Raw genomic sequence first — 19,313 nt, 5'->3', positions numbered from 1 at the left:
GATGATCCGTTACGGCACCAACCCCATCGCCTGGTCCAATGACGACGACCGCACGCTGGGCGCCCATATCAGCCTGGAACAATGCCTTGATGAAACCGCCAAGATCGGTTTCGACGGCATCGAAAAGGGTCACAAATTCCCGACCGACCCGGAAGGCCTGAAGGGCGTGCTTTCGCCGCGCGGCCTCTCCTTCGTCTCGGGCTGGCATTCGCTGAACCTTCTGACCGACGATATCGAATCCGAAAAGAAGGCGATGCAGCCCGCGCTTGACCTTCTGAAGGCCATGGGCTCGAAGGTCATCATCGTCTGCGAGACCTCCAACGCCATCCACGGCGATGACGGAAAGGCGCTGGTGGACCGTCCGCGCCTTGCGGCCGATGACTGGGCGAAATTCGGCGCAGGCGTGGAAGCGCTGGCCGCCTTTGCCGCAGAACAGGGCGTCACCCTCGTTTATCACCACCACATGGGCACGGTGGTCGAGAGCGAGGACGAGATCGACCTTCTGATGAAGCACACCGGTCCGAAGACGCATCTGCTGCTCGATACCGGCCATTGCCTGTTCGGCGGCGGCGACCCCGTTCGCGTCGCGCAGAAATACATGGGCCGCGTTGGCCATATCCATGCCAAGAACGTGCGCCCGGTCATTGCCGATCAGGTCCGCAATGAGCGGCTCTCCTTCCTCGAAGGCGTTCGCCGCGGTGTCTTCACCGTGCCGGGCGATAGCGAAGGCGGCGTCAACTTCCCGCCCGTGCTGAAAGTGGCGGCCGAGCATGGCTATAGCGGCTGGCTGGTGATCGAGGCCGAGCAGGATCCTGGCGTGCGCAACCCGTTCGAATATCAGAGCCTCGGGCTGAAATCGCTGAAGGCGTTTGCGCGCGAAGCGGGGCTGGATAAGGCTGAGGCTGCTTGAGCTGAGCCAAGGAAGGCGGGTGACCTATCCCACCCGTCATACCGGCCTTGAGCCGGTATCCAGCCAGCCCAAGTCATTGGACTGAAAAAGTCTTCACGCCGCGCAGACGCGCGTCAGCTGGATTCCGGATCAAGGCCGGAATGACGGCAGGGCGCGAAACTACCGAACGACATGTTTGTGCTACACACGAAAAAGGAACGACACCATGACCTCACTTCTGCGCAAGCCGGTCGCGACAAGCGGCAAGGTGCACGATATCACGCCCCAAAGCGCGGATTGGGGTTATGTCGGTTTCGGTCTTTACCGACTGAAGCCGGGCGAGACGGCAGCCGAAAGCACCGGCGACACGGAAGTCATCCTCGTCCTTGTCGAAGGCAAGGCAACGATTTCCGCTGGCGGCAAGGATTTCGGTGAACTTGGCGACCGCATGAATGTGTTCGAGCGCAAGCCGCCGCATTGCGTTTATGTTCCGGCCGGTTCCGAATGGTCGCTGACGGCCACAACGGATTGCACCGTCGGCGTCTGCACTGCTCCCGGCGAAAAAGGCAGCCGCGAGGCGCAGCAGATCGGACCTGACGGCGTGCAGCTGACGGAACGCGGCAAGGGCGCCAACACGCGCTACATCTTCCCCATCGCCATGGAAGAACGCGACGTCGCCGACAGCCTGCTGGTAACGGAAGTCTTCACACCCTCGGGCAACTGGTCTTCCTATCCGCCGCACCGGCATGACGAGGATAACTACCCCGACATGACCTATCTCGAAGAGACCTATTATCATCGCCTCAACCCGGCGCAGGGTTTCGGTTTCCAGCGCGTCTTCACCGAAGACGGTTCGCTTGATGAGACCATGGCAGTATCCGATGGGGATGTCGTGCTGGTGCCAAAGGGCCACCACCCCTGCGGCGCGCCCTATGGTTACGAGATGTATTATCTGAACGTGATGGCGGGGCCGATGCGCAAATGGCGCTTCAAGAACCACCCGGATCATGACTGGATTTTCAAGCGCGATAATCCGTAAGGCATTTCAGACAAACATCGCCGCCTCCTCATCCCTGTGACAGGCACAGGAATGAGGGAGTGCGCGAAGACACGTCTTGAGACTGTCTTGGCACACAACAAACGCAATTAACGAATTGTATTAATTCAAATAATTTCGGGAGGAGAACACCATGACCGCTCTTGGCGTGGGCCTTATCGGCACCGGTTACATGGGCAAATGCCACGCGCTGGCGTGGAATAACGTCACGAGCGTCTTCGGCGACGTGGAACGCCCCCGCCTCGTGACGCTGGCGGAAGTCAACCCCGAGCTTGCCGCGAAGAAAGCCGCAGAGTTCGGTTTTGCCCGCTCGACAGGCAACTGGCGCGACCTGCTTTCCGACCCCGAGATCGACGTGATCTCCGTCACAACGCCCAACGCCTTCCACCCGGAAATGGCGATTGCCGCGCTTGAGGCCGGCAAGCATGTCTGGTGTGAAAAGCCGATGGCGCCCGCCTTTGCTGACGCGGTGAAGATGCGTGATGCCGCCCGCCGATCCGGCAAGGCGGCGGCGATGGGTTACAACTACATCCAGAACCCCGTCATCCGCCACATCCGCCGCCTGATCGACGAAGGTGCGATCGGCAGGGTCTATCATGTACGTGCCGAAATGGACGAGGACTTCATGGCCGATGCCACCCAGCCCTTCTACTGGAAGAGCGAGGCGTCTTCCGGTTACGGCGCGCTGGACGATTTCGCCGTGCACCCGCTATCGCTGCTTTACGCCCTGTTCGGCCACGCACAAAGCGCCATTACCGACATGGTCAAACCTTACGAGACCCGTCCGCTTGCCGGCGGCGGCGAACGCGCGGTTGAGACGCATGATCTCGCGAGCGTTCTCCTGAAACTTGAAGGCGGCATTTCCGCCGTGCTCATCGCCAACCGTTCCGCCTGGGGCCGCAAGGGGCGCATCGCCATCCAGATTTATGGCTCTACCGGCTCGATCCTGTTCGATCAGGAACGGATGAACGAGTTCCAGCTTTATACCACGGATGGACGCCCGGAAGAGCAGGGTTTCCGAACCATCCTCACCGCCCCCCACCACAAGCCCTACGACCGCTTCATCCCCGCCCCCGGCCACGGTCTCGGCTTCAATGACCTGAAGGTCATCGAATGCCGGGAGCTGATCGCGGCGATCGAAGGGAAAAAGGCGCATATCATCGACTTCGAGGAAGGGTTGAAGATCGAGCGCAGCATTCACGCCATGGCACGGTCTTTTGCCGAAGGGCGATGGGTGACGGCGGAGGAAATTGCGGAGTAGGACGGCGTGCACGTACGAGGCCGACCGCCGTCGTCACAAACTTCTCTTCCGTCATGCCGGACTAGATCCGGCATCCAGCCACGGCGCGTCTGCGCCGTGAGAAACAAGTCTTATGCGATCAAAGACTTTATCGCGCTGGACCCCGGATCAAGTCCGGGGTGACGGTGCGCGGGATTTGCGAGGGGGCAAAGCCATTCGCCCCACCAGAGGACATTGGTCAAGGCTTGCCAACAGGCCTTACCCATTGACCGGCGTCTCCGGCACCGGCGTCAGCACCTTGCCATCCCTGAACCAGCCGAGAATATTGTCAGCCACCAGATCGGCCATCGCATTGCGCGTCGGGATGGACGCAGAAGCGACATGCGGCAACAGGGAAACATTCGGCAGCGACAGGAAGGCCTCCGGCACCTTCGGTTCGGCATAAAACACGTCGAGACCAGCAGCACCCAGCGCACCGTTTTTGAGCGCCTCAAGAAGCGCGTCCTCATCGACGCTGGAGCCACGACCGACATTGATGAAAACGCCCTCAGGCCCGAGCGCGGTCAGGATGTCGGCATTGATCGCCTTGTGCGTCTCCGGCGTGCCCGGCACGATGCAGATCAGCGTATCGACGGCCTCAGCCATCTCCTTCAGCGAAGCGTAATAGGTGTAGGAGAGTTCGTCGCGCTTGCTGCGGGTGTGATAGCCGATCTCCACCTTAAAGGGTTCAAGGCGCTTCGCGATTTCCTGGCCGATGCGGCCCATGCCGAAAAGGCCGACCTTGCGGCCGCGCAGCGAAAACGGCGACAGCGCGAACGGGCCTTCGCCGACCCACTTGCCAGCCCGTAGCCAGGTTTCGGCCTGATAGAGACGTCGCACGGTATTGATCAACAGAGCAATCGTCGTATCGGCCACTTCGTCATTCAGCACATCAGGCGTGTTGGTCACCACGATGCCACGCGTGGCGGCGTGTTTGGCATCAACGCCATCGTAACCCACGCCGAAATTGGCGATGATCTCGAGCTTCGGCAGCGCGTCGATCCATTTGGCGTTGACGGCGCCGGAAACGGCAATGGCGTTGATGCGCTCCGCCGCGCCAGCGGGCAGAACCGGCTCTGCGCCGGCGGGTGCCGTGACAATCTCGACCTCGCCTTCGAGGCGTTCGAGAACGCGCGGATTGATCTTGCCGGGAACGAGAACGACGGCCTTTTTGTCAGACATAAGCGGATATTCCTCCTGATAACATTCCAATAGCCGGAGAGGGTTGCGGGCAAACTACCCGCCATCCGGCTCCATCGGACCGCGATCTTTTCAAACAACGGCTGCCGTGAAAAGGCCAATAAGCGGAAGCTATGGGGGCAGAGCGACGTTTCATGCCGATTTTTTTAAGCGCCCGGCAGCATCATGCAGCCTTTGCTGCGGCACTTGCAAGGTTGTCATGCCGGAGTTGATCCGGCATCCAGCCAGCCCAAGTCATTGGGCTGAATGACTGTTTTTCACCGCGTAGACACGCGGCGGCCGGGATTCCGGCTCAAGGCCGGAATGACGGAGGGAGGAAACACCGTAGACGGCGAGGAGCACGTAACCTCCCGTATCCAGGCCTGCGAGGGCGTTACGCTCACACCCGCGGCCGCACCGGCCCGGTCGATTGCCGGATACGCATTTCCGGCTTGATGAGGTGAATGCCGTCAGGTTCATGGCTGCCCGCCAGCCTGTCCAGCAGTGCGCGGGCCGCCAGGCGCCCGACCTCGGCCTGGCCGTTGGAAACGGTGGTCAGCGCCGGGGTGGCGATGGCCGCTTCCTCCAGGTCGTCGTAGCCCGTTACCGAGATATCGACACCCGGCACCAGACCGGCGCGGGAAATACCGTTCATGAGGCCGATGGCGACGAGATCGTTCCAGCACACGGCCGCAGTCGGCTTCTGCGGCAGCGACAGGAAATGCACCGCCGCCTCGAAACCGCCCTGCTTGGAGCGCGGGCCGGGAATGCGCAGGTTCGGGTCGACCTCGATGCCGGCCTTGCGCAGCGCATTGACGTAACCCTGGTAACGGTCACGGCCCGTGGAAGTCTGGTCAGTGCCGCCGACCATGGCGATGGTGCGGTGGCCGAGGCTGATCAGATGGTTGGTGGCGAGCGAAATGCCGTAGCTGTCGTCGCCGCGATAGGTCGGCATATCAACGCCATCCATGGAACGGGCCACCAGAATGGCAGGCATGCCGTTTTCTTCGGCGAGCGTCATGTCCTCGATCGGCGTGCCGATGGCCGGCGACATGATGATGCCGTCGGAGCCGAGCTGCAGCAGCGTTTCGATGAAGGTGCGCTGCTTTTCAACCGAATCATAATGGTTGGACAGGATGAAGGTCTGGCGGCTGCGGTCCAGCTCGCTTTCAATGGCCTTCAGGATTTCGCCATAGAAGGGGTTCATCACGTCATGGAACACGACACCAACAATGCCGGAGCGCGAGGTGCGCAGGCTGGCGGCACGGCGGTTGTAGATGTAGCCCAGCGCCCGCGCCTGTTCCTTGATCTTGTCACGCGTGTCGGCGGCGACCAGCGGACTGTCGCGCAATGCAAGGGAAATGGTGGCGGTTGAAAGGCCGAGACTTTCGGCGATGGTAGACAGTTTGACCTTTTGGGCCACGGCATTCCTCCCCAAACGCGTGTCAGTGACGGATGGCTCCGTTTAAATCGCAATTAAACAATTTAAACAAAATCCGCAACCCGTTTAAGGAATAACCGCAAAACAGATGGTTCTTTTAAAAATTTCAGCAAAAATTATTGAAGATTGGCGTCTATGGCTTTCAAGAGTTTAACAATGTTGCGAATATCCTTGGCCGAAAGGCCTTCGACAGCTTTCGCGCCACAATTGGCGATGGAAACGTTGATGTGCTCGACGCTTTTCAGGCCCGCTTCGGTCAGCTTCACCAGCGTCACACGGCCGTCCCCGTCGTCACCGCTGCGTTCCACGAAACCCTGGGCTTCCATGCGGCCAATGGTGCGCGTCATGGTCGGCGCCTTGACACCCAGCTTCTGGGCGATTTGCCCCGGCGTCAGGCTGCCTTCCTGCGCCAGCGCCAGGATGACGCCGTCCTGTCCGGCATAAAGCCCGCTTTCGGCGAGGCTGTGGCTGAGCGCGGTACGCATGGAGCGGGCGGCCTGGGTTATCGATTGCGCCAACTCCTCCGGGTTGAAGTTTTCATCCCTCTTTTTGGCGTCCTTGACCTTCTTGCCGCCCTTATCCTTCTTGGCGCTTTTGTCCTTGTTCCCGGATTTGTCCTTGCTCATACGCGAGTGCCTTTTACCCTGTGGCGGAACCGATATATGTTGCTGGAAATCCTTACCGAATGCTCGCGCGGACTGCCAGATGCCAAACTCATACACGCATTATCACGACGAAAACGTAACAGACCCTCATCTTCACGCAACAGGCGCAATTTCCGTGCTGCCGCTCGGCGCGCATGAACAGCATGGCCCCCACCTGCCCTTCGAGACCGATACTCTGATTGCTGAAGGCATCGTCGCCCGCCTTGCCGCCGCCTTGCCCGGTCATCTGCCCGTCTCCTTCCTGCCAGCGGAGCCGGTCGGATATTCCATCGAACACATGAATGTGCCGGGCACGAAGACGCTGCGATACGATGAGGCCATCGAGCGCTGGCTCGGCATCGCCGAGTTGGAACATAAAAGAGGTGTGCGCAAATTCGTGATGCTGAACGCCCATGGCGGCAATTCACCGCTGATGACCATCGTCGCCACCGAGGCCCGCGCCCGTTTCGGCATGCTGGCGGTCGCCACAAGCTGGACCCGTTTTGGCGTACCGGCCGATATCGTGAAGCCGGAGGACAAGGCGGTCGATATTCACGGCGGCGATATCGAGACATCCGTCATGCTGGCACTTCACCCCGAATGCGTGGCAATGGAAAAGGCCGCGAATTTCCCCTCCCGCCAGAGCGATTTCGCCAGCCGCTTCAAACACCTGCGCGCCTATGGCCCACACGCATTCGGCTGGCTGATGAGCGACCTCAACCCCGATGGCGTTGCCGGAAACGCCGCCGCCGCGACAGCGGAAAAGGGCGAAAGGCTGATTTCCCACGCCGTAAAAGGCCTTGTCGAACTGCTTGAAGATATCCATGCTTTTGACATAACGTTATTTCATAACAAAATTTTAGTGAGATGACCGGATTCGGCCAAAATCTCTTTGAACTGCCGGAGCGTCGCGCCTATATGGACGACGACACATCTTCCTGAGGCCATCGGGCCTCTCTCCACGCGGGGTTTTCCATGACCGAAACAGCAACAGCCAAGCCCATTCCAGTCACCGTCCTGACGGGTTATCTCGGCGCCGGCAAGACGACGCTTCTCAACCGCATTCTCTCCGAGAACCACGGCAAGAAATACGCTGTCATCGTCAATGAATTCGGCGAGATCGGCATCGACAACGATCTGATCGTCGAATCCGACGAGGAAATCTACGAAATGAACAATGGCTGCGTGTGCTGCACGGTGCGTGGTGACCTGATCCGCGTCGTGGAAGGCCTGATGCGCCGCCCCGGCCGCTTCGACGGTATCATCGTTGAGACGACGGGCCTTGCCGATCCGGTGCCCGTCGCCCAGACTTTCTTCATGGATGACGACGTGCGCGCCAAGACCGAGCTTGATGCGGTCGTCGCCCTTGTTGATGCCAAGCACCTGCCGCTGCGCCTGAAGGACAGCCGCGAGGCCGAAGACCAGATCGCCTTTGCCGATGTCGTTGTCGTCAACAAGACCGATCTCGTTTCGCCGGAGGAAGTTGCCCGCATCGAGGATATCGTGCGCGCCATCAATCCTTCCGCCCGCATCTACAAGACCACCCGTTCCGGCGTCGATCTCGCCCGGGTTCTCGATCAGGGCGCCTTCAATCTGGAACGCGCGCTGGAAAACGACCCGCATTTCCTAGAGCACGGCCATGACGACCACGTCTGCGGCCCTGATTGCGATCATCATCATCACGATCACGACCATCATCATCATGACCATGACCATGACCATCATGACCATGACCACGGGCATCATCACCACGATCACGACCATGGCCACGATCATCACCACCATGGCGCGGTATCCCCAATCCATGACGTGACGGTACAGTCGGTTTCGCTGCGCGGCGGCGAGATGAACCCCGAGCGGTTCTTCCCGTGGATCCAGAAGGTCACCCAGACCGACGGCCCGAACATTCTGCGCCTCAAGGGTATCATCGCCTTCAAGGGCGATGCCGAGCGTTACGTGGTGCAGGGCGTGCACATGATCATCGAGGGCGATCACCAGCGCCCGTGGAAGGAAGATGAAAAACGCGAAAGCCGCCTCGTCTTCATCGGCCGCGAGCTGGACCGCGAGAAGCTGGAAAAGAGTTTTAACGCCTGCCTCGCCACGGCTTGATCTTATCCTTCCGTCACCCCGGTCCTCAGCCGGGGTACGGCTGCGCTCGTCATCCGCCCGACGCGCGTTCTTCGACACCGTATACGGCAGTTGAAATCATTGACGCTCCGGTGCTCTCGGCTCACCCCCTCTGTCCTGCCGGACATCTCCCCCTCAAGGGGGGAGATCGGCAAGACGCGCTTTTCTCACTTCATTCTCGACCGTCGCGAGGTGCGAAACCTCGCCACGGAACGATCTCCCCCCTTGAGGGGGAGATGTCCGGCAGGACAGAGGGGTGAGCCCGGAGCACGGGAGTATCAGTGATTTTCAACCGCTGTGCAGGGCTGATTCCTCTACCAAAAAGAATTCTATCTCCTTGATTTCGCGAATCGTCCGAACGTAAAAGCGGTTCCGCTTTTGCCGGAAATGCTCTAGAACCATGCCAGCCGGCGGGAATGACGCCCCGCCAATCAGACACAGATACGAAAGACCAATACCCCATGCCGACTGTTGCCCCGCTTGATATCGAAGGCCACGTGGTCTCGACCCATTTTCTCGGCGACATTCCCCTGTTTGCCACCGCCGCCGGCACCATTCACCGGCTCGATGGCGGCGAGAAGGTGACTGAGGCGCATGACGGGCTTTTGACCTGCATTCGTGACCCCTACAGCGCCACGCTGCTTTCCGGCGGCGAAGACGGGCGTGTGCTGCGCATCGGCCATGATGGCAGCCTCAGCGAAATTGCCAACGTGCCGCGCAAATGGGTGGGCGTCGTTGCCGGCGGGCCACAGAAGGCGGTTGCTTATGGTGTCGGCAAATCCAGCTTCGTGCGGCTGCCGGACGGTACGGTCAAGGAATTCAAGGAAGAGCGCACGGTGGAGGCGATCGCGTTTGCGCCCAAGGGCCTGCGCATTGCCGTTGCCCGGTATAACGGCGTGACATTGCATTGGGTCGCCACAGCAGGCGACCCGGTGGATCTCGAATGGAAGGGCGCGCATACCGGCATCACCTTCTCGCCCGACGGCAAGTTCCTCGTCACCACCATGCAGGAAAATGCCCTGCACGGCTGGAAGATGGAAGCCACCAAGGGCGGCATGGAGGCCCGCCATATGCGCATGACGGGTTATCCCGGCAAGGTCAAATCCGTTTCCTGGTCGGCAAAGGGCAAATGGCTCGCCTCATCGGGCGCACCGGCCGCCATCGTCTGGCCCTTCTCCGGCAAGGATGGTCCGATGGGCAAGGCCCCGGAGGAACTCGGCACCCGCGCCAACATCATGGTCACCAATGTCGCCTTCCACCCCGTGGAAGATGTGCTCGCCATCGGGTTCATCGACGGCATGATCCTCGGCGTGCGCCTTGCGGACGGCAAGGAAGCCCTGCTGCGTCGTCCCGGCAAGGGTGCGATCACATCCATGGACTGGAGCGCCACCGGCAAGCTGCTCGCCTTCGCTTCAGAAGCGGGTGATTGCGGGATTATAGACATTTCGGCTTGAGGGCTGGCCGCCCGCGAGGCGGCCGCTTATCCCACGGCCAATCTCGCTGCCTCATTCCTGTGCCTGTCACAGGAATCCAGCCAGCCCAAGTCCCTGGGCTGAAAGGAGCCTCCCGTCGCGCAGACGCGCGTCGACCGGAATCCTGTGACAGGCACAGGAACGAGGGTCGTCCGCTATCTCGCCGCCAAGCCTTTGTGCAGGATTGCTGCCCCCTGCAATACCCTGCAATACCCTACTCTCCCACCTGCCGCCGCGTGAGGAACAAGAGCAGCAAAGCCGCGCCTGCACCGACCGAGGCGAGCCGGATCGAGGCCCCGAAGCTGGCATATTGCGATACGAACCCCATTAGCGGCACCGCAAACAGCGCAGCGAGAAAAATCGAATTCATATAGAGCGCCGTTGCCCGCGCCGTGCGTCCACGGGCAAAGCCCTGCACGAAGGTCAGACAGGTGCCGGCGAAAAGGCCGTAATAGGCACCCTCCATCGCAGCCCCCACCAGCATTGCGGGCAGGGTCGTGACCGAAGCGATGATGTTGAAGGCGATTATCGCCGTTATCGCCGCGCCGCTCAGCAGCAGCCGTGCGCTGATCCAGCGCATGATGCGCGGCGCAAGAAGAATAAGCAGAACTTCCATGGCGCATTTGACGCTGAGCGACAGGCCCGGCGCATAGTCCGGCAACCCCACTTCACGCACCAGAAACACCGGCAATGCCGAAGCGCAGAGCGCATGGGCGAAAGACATGCAGAAACTGGCCGCGGCGGCGAGAAGCAGCGGCATATTGCGCCGTGTGTCGCCCTCGCCCTGCGGCCGCCGTTCCATCGGGCTTGTCTGGTTCAACGGCACAACGACGAGCGCAAGACCGCCCCAGATGACGGCCATCAGCATGGCATTCACGAATACCGCCTTCGCGCCCGCAAGGTCGAAGATCAGATAGGCGGCGGCGGGGACCAGCATCCATGCCAGCGACACCATCGTCCGCAGGAAGGCATTATAGGCGGCCGTGTCCAGCCCCTTCACCCGGCCATGATACCGGCCGTAACTGAAAATGAGCGTGCTTGCGGCGTTGGAAAGCCCCATGCCGGTCGCCGTTACGGCCATCAGCAGCGCCATATGCCCAAAGCTTGCCGCCGCGGCCGCGACAAGAGCGCCGCACACCGAAAGCAACAAAAGCGGCTTCACCCGCATCCCGGCATCAACGCGCTCACCATAAACGCGGCTTGCGACAATCGAAGCCAGCGCCGCCGTCACACTGTAAAATCCGACGGTGGCCGGCGGATGACCAAGCACCTGAATGATGTAGAAGCCGATAAATGGCACAACGGCGGCATTGGTGCTGCCGGCAATGAAGACCAGCAACGCGATCATATAGGCCTGGCGATCAAAAGCGCCCGGCAAAGTGCTTTTTTGTTGCATGGGAATCGTCTGAAGGCTGGCAAGCGGGGGTGGCACCCACCATCACATCAAAACGCTCCGCTGTTCAAGCCTGAGCTCAACACTGCATGCCGTTTCGTCGCTGGAAGAAGACGAGACCTCTTCTCTCCACTCAGGATTTCTATCGCCCACGGGCTGGACCTGCTTCAGCGGAAAGCAAGTGTCGTTCGATTAAGGGCACCCGCCCGGAGATGTTCTCGCCACCGGGCAGATTATGGATTGATACTGCTTGACTGTCGCCCCGACGCGTTCGGCAGGGACGAACAACCGCCAATCAGAACTTCACGCCGAGACCGACGTTAACGACGTGGTCGCTGAGCTTTCCATCGGCAGAGAGGTTCTGGATAGTGTAGGTCTTCTTGCCGAAATCGTTGTAGCGATATTCGAGACGGCCGAATATGTTGTCGGTGAAGGCGTAATCGATACCCGCACCAATCGTCCAGCCATTCAGCGTCTCGCTCGTGTTGCCGAAAGGCGTCTTGATCTTGCTGTTTGTGGCGGTGTAACCGCCGGCGGTGTAGATCAGGGCGCGGTCGATGGCATAGCCGGCGCGCAGACGTGCCGAACCGTTCAAGCCCGAGGAAACCTTGCTGAGCTCGATCGTCTTTTTGCCCCAGGCGTAACCGAGGTCGCCCTCGACACCGAGAACGACTGACGGCGCCACTTCCGCATTATAACCGGCAAAGCCCGCGAAGCGACCGCCATCAAAACTATGCTTTTCGGTGTCACCGTCTTCCGTGGCTTTCAAACGGTTCCAGCCATAGCCACCGGAAACACCGGCGTAAAAACCATCCCAGGAAAAGGCAGGCGCAACGTCGCTGACAGCAGGCGCCGCCGGAATGTCGCTAACGGCATCAGCAGCAATGGCTGCGCCGGAAAGAACGCCAAGTGCGGCGAAGACGAGAAATGATTGTTTCAACATAAATTGCTCCTTCAAAACTGCCCTACCCGCCACGAAGCGGGCCTCGAATATACCCGCCGCCGAAATCACGGTCACAAACGACGAGTCGGGGACACGTTCTAATTGAAGCATCCAAACGTTAAAAACAAGTAACAATGACGCCAAAGCCAGAGAATAGCAAATTATATTGTATATTTCTACATTATAACTTCTTATTTCATTTGAAGTAAAATTAGAATATATAAACATAAATACACCGGATGCACGCATCTTTCTAAGGCACGTCAAGGATCGGCGAGCGCGACGACGCAGCTGGATCATCCTCCAAAAAAAGGGAGCCCGAGGGCCCCCTTCAGTCATGCGATGCGCCGTTTGTTCTTGCCGGAAATACCATGCGTCACACACACGCAACTCTGGGTTCGTTACCGGCTTATGCGCTTCGCGCATCGTCTGCGTCGAAAATCCCTGATGATCTTCGAGCTGTCCCGTCAGAGCGGGATGGCGAAAGACAATGGTTTCGCCATCCCTTTCTTCATTCCTTAGTGCCGGCGCTTCTTGCCGCCGTCATTCTTGTTGTCGATGACATCGACGGACGTCTTGTTGCCATTCAGCACGCCGTTCAGGATGCCGGTCTTGTTGCCATTCAAAATCCCGTTATTGGACAGGATGCCACTGACACCGAGATCGATGCTCGGCGAAACCACGACAAGGGCGCCGCCCTTGTTGCTGTTGCCGGACAGGATGCCACCCAGAAGACCGCCCGCATTGGCCTGACCAACGGAAGCGACAGTAAGAATAGCGGCTACACAAGCGAACTTTGCAATCATTTCTCTCTCCTCTTTTGTTTGATCACGCCATCTGGCGTAACTGAACTGTATATTTAGAGGATTCTAATTCAAGCAAAGGCTAATATTACAATAAACGATTAACACTAATACTGGCGATTTTAATCAAATACTACATATCTCGCCTCCGCCCTTTCGCTCCTTTTCCTAACAGTATCGGCAGGCACCTTTGGCGAAGACAGTAAACCCGGGCAGGAAACTTTATTAACCATCCAAATATAAGATATTGCTTAATTAGCGACCGGAGATGCAAATGCGGCTGGGGGGATATATCGCGCTTGTTCTCGGGCTTGCCTGCGCCTGCCGCGGGTGGGCGGGAGAAAAGGCCGATGAGCACACCATCACCTACAAATCCGGCATCTCCTATGACAGCAATTATTTCGCCGACACCAATCGGTTGAGCGCCATTTCGCTGCGTGCAGGCCTCGGGCTCACGGGCAAGATCGCGCTTGAAGGGGCGGAACTGCGTTACTCGCTTGAGCAGGAAGAGGTTCGCCTTCCCCGTTACCGTTTTGCCAATGAGCATAACACCATCGCGTCGCTGGGTTTGACCAGACGCATTTCCGAAAAGCTGGAATGGGCTCTTGAGTTGCGCGGCACCCGCAGCGATGCCGGCGATATTTTCCTGCACCTGCCGGAAGAAAATATCGGATACAGGCAACTGGATCACAAGCTTGAAGCCTCCTCCCAGCTTGGCATCCTTGCCCTTGGCGGCAAGAACAAGCTGACGGCCAGCCTTGCCAGCCTGATGAAAGGCGAGGCGCGATTCCGCCCGGCCTATTTCATCCCCACGCGTCTGGAGGCCAATGAGGCGCTCCTGTCGCTGAAGGCGGAACATGAACGGCCACTCGCCGGCGGTGAGGCTGGCATCACGATCGCCTATGACCGCATTCTCGTGCCGGAAGGGCAGCAGGAAAAATATGAGCGGTTTCCGGCCCATACGCTGCGCGGCTCGCTTGCTTACGGCTACAGGTTCTCGAACCGTCTCGCGGTGCTTGCCGAAGCTGGGCTGACCTCCATTTCCGGAGACGAGATCAGCGACAAGGTGAAGCGCACCCGGCCTTATCTCCGGGCGGAAGCCGAGCTGAAGGCCACGGACCGCATCGCCTTCGGCGTGGGCTTCTCGCAGGATTACGCCCTGTTCGACCCCGACGACCCGATCGCCGAATTTCACCGTCGCTGGCAGTTCGTCGTGAAAAGCAGGCTGGCCGAGAAGGTCGGCCTGGACCTCGCGCTGCAGCAGGTCCACAAGGACTGGATCTATTACAATTACGATACCAGCGAGCGCCGGCTGGTCGCCACCCTCTCTTTCGAGACCGGCAAGAACAGCAAGCTGGAGGTGGAGTTCAACCGCCTGCTGCATGACGAGCGCGATACCGACCTTGCCTATGATGGCTCGAGCGTCACCTCGCGTTTCACCGGCACCTTCTGAACTTCGTCTCAACCTGCGCGAAGGTTCGGACGCATCGGGTCGAAATTCGGTCCCAATTTCTGCTAGAGTCAGACCTTCCAGATTCGACGGCAGGACAGACCGGATAATGTACAGACGATTTTTGCTTCTCGCGGCCGGCCTCGCCTGCATCCCCGTCGCCGCCTCCGCCCATCCGCATATCTTTGCCGAAGCCCGGATGGAAATCGTCGAGGGACCGAACCGGACCATCCAGGAAGTGCGCAACATCTGGCGTTTCGACGAGATGTTCTCAGCAAGCGTTGTGATGGATTACGACAAGAACAGCGATCTGAAACTCGACAAGGACGAGCTGGCCGAAATCGGCAACACCGTGCTGGAATCGCTGGCCGAATATTCCTACTACACCTTCATCACCGCTGACGGGAAACCGGTGGAGTTCGGTAAACCCGACGCCATTCATGTGGATTACAAGGACCAGCAGATTCTGATGTTCTTTTCCGTGAAACCGCTCAAACCTCTGGCGGTAAAGGGCAGGCTCAGCTTTGGCGCGTGGGATCCGACGATGTACACGGCGATCGATTTCGCCAAGGACGGCGATATCGCCACCGAGGGCAAGGATTTGAAGGCCTGCAAGCAGCATGTGGTGCGCCCTGATCCGGACGAGGTGATCTCCCAGAACCAGAATACGCTCACCGATGCCTTTTTCAACGATCCCACCGGTACAGACATGACCAAGCTCTTTGCCACGCGGCTGGAGGTCACATGCTGAGCCGCCGGGTCGGCCTGCTTGCCGTCGTCATCGGCTTCATTGCCGTGGCCGGCGCGGCCCATGCGCAATCGCCGCTCGGCATAGGCTCGGCCGAACCGTCCTTTTCCGTCGGCGGGCCTTTCGCCCCGTTGATGCAGTGGATCAACGTGCACCAGCAGATGTTCTACCGGGCGCTGACCGGCGCGCTGAAGGCGATGCGCGAGGACAGCTGGGCGCTCGGTTCGCTGATCGGCCTCTCCTTTGCTTATGGCGTGTTCCATGCGGCCGGTCCCGGCCACGGCAAGGCGGTCATCTCCTCCTACATGATCGCCAATGAAACACAGCTGAGACGTGGCATCGTCATCTCCTTCGTCTCGGCGCTCATTCAGGGCGCTGTCGCGATCGGCCTTGTCGGCGCGGCCTGGCTGGTGCTGCGCGGCACCTCAATTACCATGACGAAAGCGACACAGGCGATGGAAATCGCCAGTTTCGCCATGGTCGCCCTGTTCGGCGCATGGCTGCTGGTGCGAAAACTCTGGTCGCTGCGAATCCGGCGCGAGCCGGCCACCGTTTTCGCTGTGGCGGGTGAGGCACCGGCAGCAAGAACCACCGGCATGGGCACGGGGCTGCGGTTTCAGGGCAAACCGGTTTTTGCCGATCACGCCCATGACGGCTCGGGCGACCTCTGCACCGCCTGCGGCAAATCCCATGCGCCCGATCCGATGCTGCTGAGGGCAAAGAACTTCAGTCTTCACGAGGCATGGTCAGCCATCATCGCTGTAGGGCTCAGGCCTTGCTCGGGGGCTATCATCGTCATGAGCTTCGCGCTTTTGAACGGGCTTTATCTTGGCGGTGTGCTCTCCGTCCTTGCCATGTCGCTCGGCACCGCCATCACGGTCTCGGTCCTCGCCATCATGGCCGTCTCCGCCAAGGGTCTGGCCGTGCGTTTCGCCGGCCCCGGCAGCCGCAGGGCGGCCGGCATCAGCCACGCGATCGAAATCGCCGGTGCGCTCTTCGTCTTGCTGATGGGCCTGATGCTGCTCGGGGCGTCGCTTCAGTTCTGATCGTTATGGCGGCGCTGGTAACGCGCCCGCAGCCAGAACAGCAGGAAAAAACAGAGCACCGCCACCGTGCCGAAGGCGGCCGCCAGCCAGGGCGAATAATCCCCGAGCCACAACATGATTTTAGGCATGATGAAGAATATCAGCCCGAAGCCGAGGATGATGAGCACCGCGGCAATGGCAGGCGACCAATCCTTTCTGGCGGTTGGCGTCTCGGGCTTTGGCTTTTCAGGCGTTGGCATGGGCAAGCTCCGCGCGAATATCCTCAAGCTTGCGCTTCTGCGTGCCGTCAGCTGTAAAATTGTCCGGTGAAAGCCAGGCCTCGAAGGCCCTGCCGATCAGTGGCCATTCGCCGTCGATCATGGAAAACCACGCCGTATCGCGATTTTGCCCCTTCGAGATCATATGCTGGCGGAAGACGCCTTCGAAGGTGAAGCCATAACGCTTCGCCGTCGTCTTGGAGGGCTCGTTTTCGTTGTGGCATTTCCACTCGTAACGGCGATACCCCAGATCCTCGAACACATGCTTCGCCATAAGGTAATGCGCCTCGGTGGCAAGCGGGGAACGTTTCATTTTCGCCCCATGGGCGACGGAGCCGACTTCTACCACGCCATTGGCGGGATCGGGCCGCATGTAACTCGCCATGCCGACGATTTCGCCCGTTGTGTTTTCGACAAAGACCAGCGTCACCCAGTTAAGCTTTTCGCCAGCGCCAACAAGCCAGTCGCCAAAGGCATCCGCATCGGGAAAGGCGCTTTGCGGGAAATATCTGAGCAGCGCATTGGTGCCCTCGCCGCCAAGCGCAGCCCAGAGTTTCTCCAGATGTTTGTCGCGATCGAACGGTTCCGCCGTTACATAGCGGCCCTTCAGCACCACCGGCTGCGGCGCCGGACATCCCTTGAATTCACTCAGATCGCGCATTCTCTTCCCCATTTGCTGGGAGAAGGATTAGGGCAAGCGGGGCGGGATGACAACAGTGGATGTGGGGGTGGGATGCGGTGATCTCGGCGGGGCGCTTATCGTCCTCGGTGGGCGTGGCTCCCCCCCTTCTGCCCTGCCGGGCATCTCCCCCTCAAGGGGGGAGATCAGCGGGAGGCCCTACCGCCGCTTCAATCGCAAATGTCGAAAGAGGTGAGATGTAGCCGCTTGTCGATCTCCCCCCTTGAGGGGGAGATGCCCGGCAGGGCAGAAGGGGGGTGAGCCACACGCTCAAACCTTCACGCCCAAGCCCAAACGCCAACCTACACCTTCGCCGCCACCACCGTCGCCTCGATGTGATCCACCAGCGCATCCGGCAACCCAAGCCGCCCGGCAAGAAGATCGAGATACCCCCGCTCCGCCCGCGTATCGGCCTCTATGGCAAGCCGCGAGGCGGTATAAAGCTCCACCTTCTGCTCTTCCGTGCGGGCAGCGGCCACCAGCGCGTCGATGTCGAGCGGATCGGCCAGTTCCTTTTCGAGGAAACGCTCGGCTTCGCTATCAAGGCCGGAAACCTGCACCTTGTCCATGATATTGGCGCGCTCTTTCTCATCGATATGCCCGTCGGCCTTGGCCGCCGCGATCATGGCCTGGATGAGCTTCAGCGCGAAATCATTGGAAAGCGCCGGCGACTGCGGATGGAAAGCGGAATCGGCGGGCGGAGCGAGAAGTTCCGGCTCGGGTTTCGGCGCGGCTTCCGGCGCCTGTCCTGACTTGTAATTCTTGTAGGCGAGATAACCGAGGCCAGCGATGGCGGCGACACCGCCGATGGTGGCGACGTTGCCCGCGAGCTTGCGACCGGTTTTGGTGCCCAGGATTGCGGCGGCGAGAGCACCGGCCTTGAGGGGATTGTTCTTGGCGATATCGGCGGCCTGCCCGGCTCTGTCACGGACGCTTCCCGAAAGGCCCGGCACCTGCGAGCCGAGGAATTGTTCAAGAAGCTTCTTGGCGTCGAACATCAAAATCTCCTGTAGAGGTCAAATCTACAGGGGAGATAGGAAGCCGTGGGCCGAATATAAATGTCAAACCCGCTCACGCCTTCGTGAACGGGTTTGACAGGAGATAAATCAGCCGTGCAGCGCAGCAGCTTCGGCGGCAAGCTTGGTGATGCCCGCCCAGTCACCCGTCGCCACCAGTTCGCGTGGGGCAACCCAGGAGCCGCCGACGCAGACGACGTTCGGCAGGGAGAGATAGTCGTTGGCGTTCTTGAGCGATACGCTGCCGGTCGGGCAGAAGACGGTGCCGGCGAGCGGCGAAGACAGCGCCTTGAGATAAGGTGCGCCGCCAGCCTGTTCGGCCGGGAAGAACTTCAACACCTTGTACCCCTCGTCGCGCAGCGCCATGACTTCGCTGGCAGTGGCGGCGCCCGGAAGCAGCGGCACCCTGGAGCTGCGCGCGGCTTCCAGCACGCTCTTGTTGATGCCTGGGCTGACGATGAAGGTGGAACCGGCTTCGGCAGCCGCCTCGAAATCCTTCGCATTGAGAATGGTGCCGGCGCCGACATTGGCGCCTTCCACTTCCGCCGCAACAGCACGGATGGCGTCCAGCGCGGCCGGCGTGCGCATGGTGATCTCGATTGCCTTCAGACCGCCAGCGACCAAAGCACGCGCAAGCGGCACGGCGGAGGCGGCGTCATCCACGATCAGCACCGGCACGACCGGCTGAAGTTTCAGGATGGAGAGAAGTTTTTCGGAGTCCTGGGCCAAGATGAGCCTCCTTGCGCGATTGAAACGATTGAAATCCCGTTTATCGATTAGCCTGCCCCGGCTTTGATGTCGAGGCATGGCAAGGCCATTTTTTGCCCTGATACTTCAATCAATTCGCTTCTTCATCAAGCTGTCTTGCGATAGTCTGGCGCACCAGTTTG

At 59.9% G+C, this 19,313-nt stretch carries 19 protein-coding genes; 9 read left to right on the top strand and 10 right to left on the bottom strand.

The features are described from left to right. The first annotated feature begins 1 nt into the window (after position 1). From iolE to FHW77_RS03425, 3 genes are all read left to right on the top strand, one after another. Positions 2-910: a myo-inosose-2 dehydratase gene (gene iolE, locus FHW77_RS03435; protein WP_004445158.1), complete on the top strand. Its 909-nt coding sequence runs from the start codon at positions 2-4 to the stop codon at positions 908-910. A gap of 205 nt (positions 911-1,115) precedes the next feature. Further along, positions 1,116-1,928, top strand: a complete 813-nt coding sequence (gene iolB, locus FHW77_RS03430; RefSeq protein WP_004445159.1) for a 5-deoxy-glucuronate isomerase — start codon at positions 1,116-1,118, stop codon at positions 1,926-1,928. Positions 1,929-2,079: 151 nt separating this feature from the next. Continuing rightward, entirely contained in the window at positions 2,080-3,207 is a 1,128-nt protein-coding gene (locus tag FHW77_RS03425) for a Gfo/Idh/MocA family protein (protein ID WP_004445160.1), read from the top strand. A gap of 237 nt (positions 3,208-3,444) precedes the next feature. Here the strand turns inward: FHW77_RS03425 and FHW77_RS03420 are convergent, their stop codons facing one another. From FHW77_RS03420 to FHW77_RS03410, 3 genes are all read right to left on the bottom strand, one after another. Then, the gene (locus tag FHW77_RS03420; RefSeq protein WP_004445161.1) at positions 3,445-4,407 is read right to left on the bottom strand and encodes a 2-hydroxyacid dehydrogenase; all 963 of its coding nucleotides are present in this window, start codon (positions 4,405-4,407) and stop codon (positions 3,445-3,447) included. A 397-nt stretch (positions 4,408-4,804) separates the two neighbouring features. Further along, positions 4,805-5,827, bottom strand: a complete 1,023-nt coding sequence (locus tag FHW77_RS03415; protein ID WP_003505469.1) for a LacI family DNA-binding transcriptional regulator — start codon at positions 5,825-5,827, stop codon at positions 4,805-4,807. A gap of 134 nt (positions 5,828-5,961) precedes the next feature. After that, positions 5,962-6,471 (bottom strand): MarR family winged helix-turn-helix transcriptional regulator, encoded by a 510-nt coding sequence (locus tag FHW77_RS03410; protein WP_004445162.1) that lies wholly within the window; start codon positions 6,469-6,471, stop codon positions 5,962-5,964. 79 nt (positions 6,472-6,550) lie between these two features. On the opposite strand from FHW77_RS03410, the gene FHW77_RS03405 reads away from it, so the two are divergent. The 3 genes from FHW77_RS03405 to FHW77_RS03395 all read left to right on the top strand — a co-directional run bounded on the left by FHW77_RS03405 (position 6,551) and on the right by FHW77_RS03395 (position 10,070). Next, complete coding sequence (locus FHW77_RS03405; RefSeq protein ID WP_004445163.1) at positions 6,551-7,360, top strand: creatininase family protein; 810 nt, start codon at positions 6,551-6,553, stop codon at positions 7,358-7,360. Positions 7,361-7,464: 104 nt separating this feature from the next. After that, positions 7,465-8,598 (top strand): CobW family GTP-binding protein, encoded by a 1,134-nt coding sequence (locus FHW77_RS03400; RefSeq protein ID WP_004445164.1) that lies wholly within the window; start codon positions 7,465-7,467, stop codon positions 8,596-8,598. Between the two features lie 479 nt (positions 8,599-9,077). Next, entirely contained in the window at positions 9,078-10,070 is a 993-nt protein-coding gene (locus FHW77_RS03395) for a WD40 repeat domain-containing protein (RefSeq protein WP_004445165.1), read from the top strand. 232 nt (positions 10,071-10,302) lie between these two features. On the opposite strand, the gene FHW77_RS03390 is transcribed toward FHW77_RS03395, so the two are convergent. The 3 genes from FHW77_RS03390 to FHW77_RS03380 all read right to left on the bottom strand — a co-directional run bounded on the left by FHW77_RS03390 (position 10,303) and on the right by FHW77_RS03380 (position 13,230). After that, positions 10,303-11,484, bottom strand: a complete 1,182-nt coding sequence (locus FHW77_RS03390; RefSeq protein WP_182590349.1) for an MFS transporter — start codon at positions 11,482-11,484, stop codon at positions 10,303-10,305. Between the two features lie 292 nt (positions 11,485-11,776). After that, positions 11,777-12,424 carry an outer membrane protein gene (locus FHW77_RS03385; protein WP_004445168.1) on the bottom strand — a complete coding sequence of 216 codons (648 nt, stop codon included), beginning with the start codon at positions 12,422-12,424 and terminating at the stop codon, positions 11,777-11,779. Positions 12,425-12,942: 518 nt separating this feature from the next. Next, a complete protein-coding gene (locus tag FHW77_RS03380) occupies positions 12,943-13,230 on the bottom strand; it encodes a hypothetical protein (protein ID WP_004433441.1) in 288 nt (95 codons plus the stop codon). Positions 13,231-13,501: 271 nt separating this feature from the next. On the opposite strand from FHW77_RS03380, the gene FHW77_RS03375 reads away from it, so the two are divergent. From FHW77_RS03375 to FHW77_RS03365, 3 genes are all read left to right on the top strand, one after another. Next, positions 13,502-14,680, top strand: a complete 1,179-nt coding sequence (locus FHW77_RS03375; RefSeq protein WP_004445171.1) for a hypothetical protein — start codon at positions 13,502-13,504, stop codon at positions 14,678-14,680. A gap of 106 nt (positions 14,681-14,786) precedes the next feature. Continuing rightward, positions 14,787-15,428 carry a DUF1007 family protein gene (locus FHW77_RS03370; RefSeq protein ID WP_004445173.1) on the top strand — a complete coding sequence of 214 codons (642 nt, stop codon included), beginning with the start codon at positions 14,787-14,789 and terminating at the stop codon, positions 15,426-15,428. Further along, complete coding sequence (locus FHW77_RS03365) at positions 15,422-16,471, top strand: nickel/cobalt transporter (RefSeq protein WP_004445176.1); 1,050 nt, start codon at positions 15,422-15,424, stop codon at positions 16,469-16,471. Before FHW77_RS03370 ends, FHW77_RS03365 begins: the two co-directional genes overlap by 7 nt. Here the strand turns inward: FHW77_RS03365 and FHW77_RS03360 are convergent. From FHW77_RS03360 to FHW77_RS03345, 4 genes are all read right to left on the bottom strand, one after another. Further along, positions 16,462-16,710, bottom strand: coding sequence for a hypothetical protein (locus FHW77_RS03360; protein WP_004445178.1), 249 nt, complete (start codon positions 16,708-16,710; stop codon positions 16,462-16,464). The two genes, FHW77_RS03365 and FHW77_RS03360, sit on opposite strands and share 10 nt — an antisense overlap. Next, complete coding sequence (locus FHW77_RS03355; RefSeq protein ID WP_004445180.1) at positions 16,697-17,389, bottom strand: GNAT family N-acetyltransferase; 693 nt, start codon at positions 17,387-17,389, stop codon at positions 16,697-16,699. Before FHW77_RS03355 ends, FHW77_RS03360 begins: the two co-directional genes overlap by 14 nt. Before the next feature lie 320 nt (positions 17,390-17,709). Beyond that, positions 17,710-18,405 (bottom strand): tellurite resistance TerB family protein, encoded by a 696-nt coding sequence (locus FHW77_RS03350; protein WP_004445183.1) that lies wholly within the window; start codon positions 18,403-18,405, stop codon positions 17,710-17,712. A gap of 108 nt (positions 18,406-18,513) precedes the next feature. Then, positions 18,514-19,152: a 2-dehydro-3-deoxy-phosphogluconate aldolase gene (locus FHW77_RS03345; protein WP_004445186.1), complete on the bottom strand. Its 639-nt coding sequence runs from the start codon at positions 19,150-19,152 to the stop codon at positions 18,514-18,516. Positions 19,153-19,313: the final 161 nt, after the last annotated feature.

Source organism: Agrobacterium sp. RC10-4-1, assembly GCF_014138475.1.
GTDB classification, from domain to species: Bacteria; Pseudomonadota; Alphaproteobacteria; order Rhizobiales; family Rhizobiaceae; genus Agrobacterium; species Agrobacterium pusense.
The sequence above is the reverse complement of the archived record's forward strand: the minus strand, read 5'-3'. Positions and strand labels throughout refer to the sequence as shown.